The sequence below is a fragment of the Klebsiella sp. Ech2A genome (assembly GCF_030078455.1).
GTDB classification, from domain to species: domain Bacteria; phylum Pseudomonadota; class Gammaproteobacteria; order Enterobacterales; family Enterobacteriaceae; genus Klebsiella; species Klebsiella terrigena.
Window position 1 is genome coordinate 1 of sequence record NZ_JAQGFU010000192.1, and the last position, 7,824, is coordinate 7,824.

7 protein-coding genes and 1 pseudogene are annotated in these 7,824 nt (G+C 63.1%); all 8 read right to left on the reverse strand.

The genetic code is table 11. The features are described 5' to 3' along the window. Positions 1-1,230, reverse strand: a 1,230-nt coding sequence (locus PFH44_RS22525; protein ID WP_283826209.1) for a TonB-dependent siderophore receptor, incomplete at its 3' end; no start/stop codon positions are given. Positions 1,231-1,492: 262 nt separating this feature from the next. Continuing rightward, entirely contained in the window at positions 1,493-2,137 is a 645-nt protein-coding gene (locus PFH44_RS22530; protein WP_133598422.1) for an MOSC domain-containing protein, read from the reverse strand. A gap of 37 nt (positions 2,138-2,174) precedes the next feature. After that, a complete protein-coding gene (locus PFH44_RS22535) occupies positions 2,175-4,145 on the reverse strand; it encodes a TonB-dependent receptor plug domain-containing protein (protein ID WP_283826210.1) in 1,971 nt (656 codons plus the stop codon). 25 nt (positions 4,146-4,170) lie between these two features. Beyond that, a complete protein-coding gene (gene modD, locus PFH44_RS22540; protein WP_283826211.1) occupies positions 4,171-5,025 on the reverse strand; it encodes a ModD protein in 855 nt (284 codons plus the stop codon). Further along, entirely contained in the window at positions 5,022-5,825 is an 804-nt protein-coding gene (locus PFH44_RS22545; RefSeq protein WP_283826212.1) for a methyltransferase domain-containing protein, read from the reverse strand. The genes modD and PFH44_RS22545 overlap by 4 nt, the downstream gene beginning before the upstream one ends. A gap of 2 nt (positions 5,826-5,827) precedes the next feature. Further along, positions 5,828-6,592 (reverse strand): ABC transporter ATP-binding protein, encoded by a 765-nt coding sequence (locus PFH44_RS22550; RefSeq protein ID WP_283826213.1) that lies wholly within the window; start codon positions 6,590-6,592, stop codon positions 5,828-5,830. After that, positions 6,589-7,581 carry a FecCD family ABC transporter permease gene (locus PFH44_RS22555; protein ID WP_283826214.1) on the reverse strand — a complete coding sequence of 331 codons (993 nt, stop codon included), beginning with the start codon at positions 7,579-7,581 and terminating at the stop codon, positions 6,589-6,591. Before PFH44_RS22555 ends, PFH44_RS22550 begins: the two co-directional genes overlap by 4 nt. Further along, positions 7,578-7,824: pseudogene (locus PFH44_RS22560) on the reverse strand (iron ABC transporter substrate-binding protein); the annotation flags it as partial. The gene PFH44_RS22555 and the pseudogene PFH44_RS22560, both read right to left, overlap by 4 nt.

Here is a 7,824-nt window from a genome sequence, read left to right on the forward strand (position 1 = left end):
GATGTGTCCGGTTTGGGCGGTATAACCGGTAAACGGATCGAGCGGCGAGGCGCTGCCGGCTCCGGTCCATAAATCGTTGCGGAAGCGGTGATATTCTGCGCCGAGGATGAGGGTATGCGCCAGCTCGCCGGTATTAAAATCGGCGCTCAGGCGGTTATCCGTAGACCACGCGTCCAGCGAGCCGCGCGAGCCGCTGTAGCCGCGGGAGAGCATATTGCTATCGTCAACCCAGCCCACCTGATAGACCTGATCTAGCGAGACGTTGGTGTGGGTATAGCTGCCGGCGGAGTAGGCCGACCAGACGTCGCTGAACTGGTGATTAAACTCATAGCTGTAGATCTGCTCGCGACGCTGATAGCCATCGGAGGGATCGCCTTCGTTGGTGCCGGTGGAGAGCTTGCGCCCGTTGTGCGCGTAGCGGGTGCCGTCCAGCGGCAGCGAGCCGTGATAGCCGACCGACGGGTCTTTTTGCAGATAGGCGCGCAGCAGCAGCGACGTGTCGCTATCCGGCTGCCAGAGCAGGGACGGCGAAATGGCGTAACGCTCTTCGCGGGAGTTGTCATACTGGGTATCGCTGGAGCGCGTCATGCCGATAATCCGATAGGCCCACTGGTCGTTAATGGCATCGGTATAGTCGAAGGCGGCGCCTTTGCTATTTTGCGTTCCGCCGCTGAGGCGGAAATGGCCTTCGGAGGTGAACTGCGGGCGCTTCGAGGTCAGGTTGACCAGGCCGCCCGGCACGCTTTGCCCGTACAGCGCGGAGGAGGGGCCGCGAATAACGTCCACCCGCTCGATAAACCACGGATCGACCTGAATGACGTTGTGGCTCCCGCCGTCGCTCATCAGACGCATGCCGTCGAGGAACAGGTTGTCGACGTCGCCGCCGTGATAGCCGCGCAGGGAGACGGTATCAAAACGCGTCGCGCCGCCGCCAAAGCTCGAGTAGACGCCGGGCGTGTACTGCAGCGCCTGGCTAATCGTATTCGCGCCCTGATCGGCCATTTGCTGCCGGGTAATAACCGACACCGACTGGGCGGTAGTAATCAGCGGCCGATCGGTTTTGGTGGCCCCTGCGGAGGTCTTTGCGCTATAGCCCACGGTTGGCGAGCTGGCGGAATCGACGGGCTGGGCGGTAACCACGACCGTCTCTTCCGCAAGGCCTGCGAGAGGGAAAGCGGTAGCGAGGGCGCACAGCAAGGCGGAGCGTTTGAAGGTGACGCGAGCGATCATTGCATAATCCTGATGTTACGCAGCCTGGTACTCCTGTACGCCGCTGCGTGAAAAAGCGAAATTGTCAATTTTTGTCATAAAGTAATGCGAATTATTATTGTTTATCTTTTCGTTATCAAGATGTAATTAGCGCGCAGAAAAGTAAAACCTCATGATAAATATGTATTTTTCGACACAGGTGCGGCGGGCGGGGGATGGCGCGGCGAAAGCTGCCGCGCCGGGCTACCAGATTTGGTAGCCCGGCGCTAAGGAGCGGCGGGAGCTAAGAGCGGCTTTGCAGACGCAGCAGCGCCAGCGCTCTCCAGCCGTCGGCAAGGAACGGCATGGCTGAGAGCGCCAGCAGCTCCTCCGGCGTTCCGCCGTCGCTAAAGACAATGGCCTGCACCCGGCTAAGCGGCCAGCCGGCCGCCGGCCGATCGAGCAGCACAAAGCCGTCGCTGCAGCCGGTCTCGCCGGGGGTCAGGACCCGGTAAAACCAGCCGTTGCGCGACTGCTGGTGCATCAGCTCCGGCGCGTGAGGGTCCCTTAGCCGCTCGGCCATGGTCTGACAGGCCACGCGTCCCCAGGAGATCTGGATTTCAGCGCTGCCGAGGCGAAAAACATCCCCCGGACAGACGTTGGCTTCCGTCATCCCGCGAGTGGAAAAGTTCTCGCCGAACAGACCGATATGCAGCTGCTGTCCCGCCAGCGCCGGGTAGCGTTCTCGCCAGTAGTCGTAATGCTCCCGCGCGTAGTGCATCAGCGCGCAGTCGGGATCGGCAAAATGCTCCTCGATCCCGTTCTCTGCCTGCAGGCCGTGGGTGTTGAGGAACACGCGTCCGCTTAGCGCCGTTTTACGCAGGGAACCGTCCGCCTGGCGCTGGTTGCCGAGAATGCTGCGCAGCATTACCGGAAAATCTGTCATCATGGTGCTCTCCTTGTTCTCCGCCGCGGCGGAGAAGGTCTCAGAATTTATACTCCACGCCGGCCCAGAAGTTACGCCCCTCCTCAATAAATCCTTCACCGTAGTAGTACCGGGTATCGAAGAGGTTATTAACCGAGGCGTTGACGCTAAAACCGTGGCCGATGGCGTAATCGGTTCGCAGATGGCTAATGGCAAATCCCGGCGCTTTTTGCGAGCCGTCGCTGTTGCTGTAGCTGGAGGAACGCGCCTCTTCAGAGAACGTGATTTGTAGCGGCTCGACGGGCTTGAACGTCAGCCAGGCGGTCAGCGTCTGCACCGGCAGGTCGGTGACCTTGCCCGCCTCTTCGCGTTTCGCATCAGCGTGAATCAGGCCGTAGCTTAGCCCGACGTCAAGCTGCTCGAACGGCGAGCCTTTGATCCCCAAATCCAGGCCGGTATAGTCAACCCGGCCGCTGTTCTGGTTCTGTACCGTATCGGCATCGATATTGATCGCCAGGATGGCGTCGCTGACCCGGTTATAGTAGGTGCTTATCTCGTAGGCCCAGCGGTCGTTGAGGCGCCCATTCCAGGTCAGGTCGACGCCGCGGGCGCGCTCGGCCTTGAGCTGCGGGTTGACCAGCGCAATCTGGTCTTTGGCGGGCTTCGAGGTGGTATAGCGCTCTTTAAGCGTCGGGAAGCGGGTACGGTCGGACCAGGAGAGCGACAGGGTATCTTCGTTGCTAAAGCGGTAGCGGGCCATGGTTTCCCAGTTAAACGCGCTCTGTCGGTTGTCGTCGTAGTGGGTCAGGCTGCCGTTCTTTTCGTGCTTCATTCCCTCAAGGCTGTTGCGCCAGTCGTAGCTCATCCCGGCGACGAGGTCGAGATTCTCCGCCGCCGCCCACTGGTATTCGCTGGCGACGGACCAGGTGCGATCCTTGTAGCGATCGTACGGACCGTTGACGGCGCTTTTCTCCCGATGCACATCGTCTTTCCAGTTAACGGCGAAAGAGAGCTGGTCGTTTTGACGAACGTCGGCGGCGAGCTGCAGCCCCGCGCCGGTGCTGTAGTCGCTATAGTGGCTGTAGCTGCCGTTCTTATTGTGCAGGTCCGCCAATGAGTTATACATCAGCAGGGTATTCTTGAAGGTATCGTGGTAGAGGCGGCTTTTCAGGGTCAAGCTGTCGCCAAGGTGCGTCGTGCCCTGGTAGTAGTAGCTCTCTTTGTCGTACTCCGGCCACTGCCAGTAGCGGGATTTCTGGCTGCTGGTACCGGCATAAGGCGGGTTCTGCTTCTCGCCATCCTGCTTGATATAGGTCAGGGCGTACTCGTCGTTTGCGCGCGGCGTGAAGCCGAGCTTAATAATGCCGCGCTTATCGTCGCTGGCCGAGTTGACCATCTTGCCATCTTCCCCGGCGACGGGGTTATTCGTTCCGTGAGGCAGGCCGAGGAAATCCTGCTTCAGGCGGCTGCCGCTGAGCTGAATGTAGCCCAGATCGCCGCTGGCCCCAAGGGAGGCGTGGGTGTCATAGGCGTTCGTTTCGCTGCGGCTCCAGCCCTGACGATAGCCTATGCTGGCTTCCAGCGGTTTACTGGGGCGCGGGGTGGTGATGTTGATCGCCCCGCCCATTTGGTTGGGGCCCTGCAGCAGGGAAGAGTAGCCTTTTGATACCTCCACCGAGGCGATATCGGAAGTGAGAAACCGGCCCAGGTCGAGGTTGCCGTCGTAGGGGACGTAGATCGGCACGCCGTCAAAAAAGACCGGAACCTGGCGGCCATCAAAGCCGCGGACCTTCACCTGCAGCTCGTTGCGGCTGCCGGATTTTTGTAACACCACGCCGGGCACCGCCGATAGCGCGTGGGCGACGTCCTGCTTATCCAGACGCCTGATGGTCTCCTGGCCGAGGATATTGGTGGTCGCTGCCGGGACGGGGCTTGACCAGACGGTCATTGACTCCTCCGCCGGGTCTGCCCAGGCGGTTTGACCTAAGCTGAGGCTAATCAATGTGCAAAGATAGCGCTTCCTGATTTTCATTTTTATTGTTCCTGTTTTCGTTTTTTTATCTTGAACTGTCCGGCTCCAGGCGAACCTGAATATCCGCCGGCGGCGCATACCACGGCGCCGAAGTAATAAACAGTTCAATCCCGCAATCGAGGTAGTTGGTTAAGGTGGTTAAGGTCATTCCGCCCGTCAGCGCCAGCGTGCAGCGCGGGGCAATACGCTGCGCCAGGTCGGCAACCTGGCGCGCCTGCTGCGGGGTAAATTTATCCAGCTGCAGGATGTCGGGTTCCGCCTGCAGCGAGGCCAGCGCTTCTTCGAGCGTGTCGGCCTCAACGGCAACCTTTTTCTCCGGCGCCGATCGGCGCAGGAGCTGAACGGCGTGCCGCCAGTCGCCGTCGTCGGCGAGGAACCGGCGATGATTGGCGAACAGCAGCAGGGTTTCGGCGCAGCCGGCCCGGTGGATCAGCCCTCCGGCGGCAACGATGGCCTGGGTCCCGAGCAGCCGGGTGCCGGGAATGGCTTTGCGGGTACAGGCGATATGGGCGGCCGGGAGGCGGGCGCGCAGCAGCGTCAGCATCTCCGCGACGTAGGCCGATACGCCGCAGCTCCACTCCAGCACGTTCTGCGCCGCTTTCCAGCCCTGATGCAGCGCCTCCGCGCTGCCGGTTGCGCGCAGCAGCGCTTCGCCCGGCGCCGCGTGCGCGCCGTCCTCCTTCAGCGCGGTGACGGTTAATCCCAGGCTGCTCAGCATCTGTCCAGCCGGGGAGATACCGCTGACGCAGCCGCCCTGACGGTGGCTGAAGGTCATGACGCCGGGGCGGGCGCCGATTGCCAGCGCCCGGGTGGTCAGGTCGCCGCCCTGAATATCTTCCATCAGCCACGCGTCGGTCAGCGCTCGTGGGATATAAATCATCCGTTTTCCCCGCACTCCCAGGAGATCAGCGCCCAGTCGCGGCTGGGCGGCGCGATAGCCTGCGGATCCTGCCGCTGATACCAGTGGCGCAGCCGCGCGCGGTCCTCTTCGCTGAGTACGCCAAGCGTCCATTTGACGTTCTCTTCAAAACGTTCAAAGGTGGCGTTATCCCGCTGGCAGCTGGGGCCGCGGATAAAATCGACCCGCGCGTGAATGCCCATTTGATACAGCACGTTCAGCGCGTAGATATAGTTCGGCAGTTCGACCACTTCGCGTCCCAGCGCGCGCTGGATTGCCGGCGGCATAAACGTCGGCTGGACGAGGTGGGTGGTATAGACGCGCAGCCGCGCCTGGCGGTTGAGCTTATCCATCGCCTGGCGCATATTGCCGACCAGCGTTGAGCGTGAGGCCACGGCGATATCACAGCGCGGAATATCGTGCCACGACTCCTCCCACGCCCGCAGATGCCAGCAGGCGTTGGCGATGCGCATCTGCGCCGCGCGCTTTTCGGCGACCTCCAGCATTCCCCGGCTGTAATCAACGCCGTGTACCGTATCGAGCCTGTCCGCCAGCGCCAGGGCGACGGTTCCCGGCCCGCAGCCCATATCGAACAGGCTGTGCGCATCGGTTAAGTCTATTTTCGCCAGCAGCTGGAGAAGATAGCCGTCCGTAGGCTGGGCGCAGCTGTCGGCCATTTTCTCCGCCCGGGCGTCCCAGTGGGCGGGGGATTTCTCGCTGCGGCCGGCGAGCTTCATCTGCTGTTGGTAAAGCCCGGCAAAATCAATTTCATCAATAAGCATAATTATTCCTGAAGGTGGGAGTGACCCAGGTGATGGCGGATCTGTGACGGCGTCACGCCGTACAGGGTGGCCAGCTTGCCCGCTGTGAGCTGCTCCGCCGCCGTCCCTTGGGTGACGAGGCCGCCTGGCTCGACCGCGATCACGCTATCGGCGATGGCGAGGGCGTGCAGCGGATGGTGGGTGGCCATAAACAGCGTCACCCCGGTTTGCCGCAGCTGGCGCAGGGTGTCGAGCAGGCGGATCTGGTGGCCGAAGTCGAGGCTTGAGGCCGGCTCATCCAGCAGCAGCAGACGCGGGCGCTGGACCAGCGCGCGGGCAATTAAGGTCAGCTGGCGCTCGCCGCCGCTCAGCGTGGCCCAGTTCCGCCCGGCGAGATGTGCGATGCCCAGCGCCTCCAGCTGGGCCAGTGCGCTATTGCGATCGCTTCTGGCGGGCTGGGTGAAGGTACCGATATAGGGGCTAAGTCCCATCAGCACCATGTCGAGGACGCTGAAGGCGAAGGCCCCGTCGTGCGCCTGCGGCACCCAGGCAATCGCGCGGGCGCGCTCGCGGGAGCACAGCTGGGTTACCGGCAGACCGTCAATCAGGATCTGGCCGTCGCGCAGAGGAAGGAGGCCGAGTACGCTGCGCATCAGCGTGGTTTTACCGCTGCCGTTGGCGCCGAGCAGGCAGCACAGCGTGCCCGGCAGCAGCGAAAACGACACGTCGCGCAAAACGGTGCGTTTGGGATAGCCAATTTCGGCATGGCGTACCGTCAGCAGCGTCATGGGCGGCTCCTGCGCAGCAGCAGCGCCAGAAAGAACGGCGCGCCGATAAAAGAGGTCAGGATCCCGAGCGGGATTTCGCTGGCGCTCAGCCCGCGCGCCAGGGTGTCGGTTAAGAGCAGCAGCACGGCGCCAAGCCCCATCGCGACGGGCAGAAGGCGCTGATGATTGCTGCCGGTGAGCAGGCGTCCGATATGGGGGACGATCAGCCCCACCCAGCCGATAATACCGGCAATAGCGACCGCGCTGGCGGTCGCGAGGGTTGCGCAGGCGACGACAATCAGCCGCAGGCGGGCGACGTTGATCCCCAGCGATCGCGCTTCGTCATCGGAGAGGGTCAGCAGATTGATGCGCCAGCGCAGCAGCCACAGCGGCAGGCAGCCGACGAGCATCAGCGGGGCGGCGACGGTCAGATCGCCGGGGGTAATATCGGAGAGCCCGCCCATCAGCCAGAAGGTGATGGAGGGCAGCTGGGTGTAGGGGTCGGCGAGGATTTTGATCAGCGAAATCCCGGCCCCACACAGCGTGCCGAGGCAGATCCCCACCAGCACCAGCGTCAGCGCCGGATCGTGGCGAACGATGGCGCGAGAGACGATGCCGACGCCGGCGACCACCAGCAGGCCGCCGCAGAAGGCAAACAGCTGAATATAGAGCGTCGACATTCCGCACATCAGCGCCAGGCAGGCGCCGAGGCCGGCGCCGGCGGCGACGCCAAGGATATCCGGCGAGACCAGCGGATTGCGAAACATGCCCTGGTAGGCGGCTCCGGCGGCGGAGAGCGACGCGCCGATGGCCAGCGCGGCGCCGATGCGCGGCAGGCGTATCTGCCAGAATACGATGCTGGCCTGCGGGGGAAGGGCGGCGCTATGCGGATCGAACAGCAGATCGAGCAGCCGCCCGAGGGTCAGGTTCCACGGACCGGTTAGCAGGGCTGACGAGAGGACCAGCAGGCCGGCAAGCAGCAGCGCGGCGCTCAACGTTGAAGGCTTCATGGACGATTCACCAGCCTCGTATAGCGCTCGGGGGTTAACGCCGCGTGCCAGAATAGCGTGCTGTAGCGGGTTAAATCCTCCTGCAGCGTGGCGCGGACCTGCGGATCGAGCCAGGCGTGCAGGCGACGCATCCCGGCGAGGCGGTTGATCCCCGGCGGCGCGTCCAGCCAGCCAAACGGCAGGCCGTCGAGCAGCAGAACCCGCCCCTGCGCCACGGCGCTGACGCCCTGCCAGGCGGGGTCC

What these genes read in the sequence shown, in the direction of transcription:
- modD (WP_283826211.1), bottom strand. Translation starts at nt 5,025, where the DNA reads ATGATTTATATCCCACGAGCGCTGACCGACGCGTGGCTGATGGAAGAT.
- PFH44_RS22535 (WP_283826210.1), bottom strand. Translation starts at nt 4,145, where the DNA reads ATGAAAATCAGGAAGCGCTATCTTTGCACATTGATTAGCCTCAGCTTA.
- PFH44_RS22530 (WP_133598422.1), bottom strand. Translation starts at nt 2,137, where the DNA reads ATGATGACAGATTTTCCGGTAATGCTGCGCAGCATTCTCGGCAACCAG.
- PFH44_RS22545 (WP_283826212.1), bottom strand. Translation starts at nt 5,825, where the DNA reads ATGCTTATTGATGAAATTGATTTTGCCGGGCTTTACCAACAGCAGATG.
- PFH44_RS22550 (WP_283826213.1), bottom strand. Translation starts at nt 6,592, where the DNA reads ATGACGCTGCTGACGGTACGCCATGCCGAAATTGGCTATCCCAAACGC.
- PFH44_RS22555 (WP_283826214.1), bottom strand. Translation starts at nt 7,581, where the DNA reads ATGAAGCCTTCAACGTTGAGCGCCGCGCTGCTGCTTGCCGGCCTGCTG.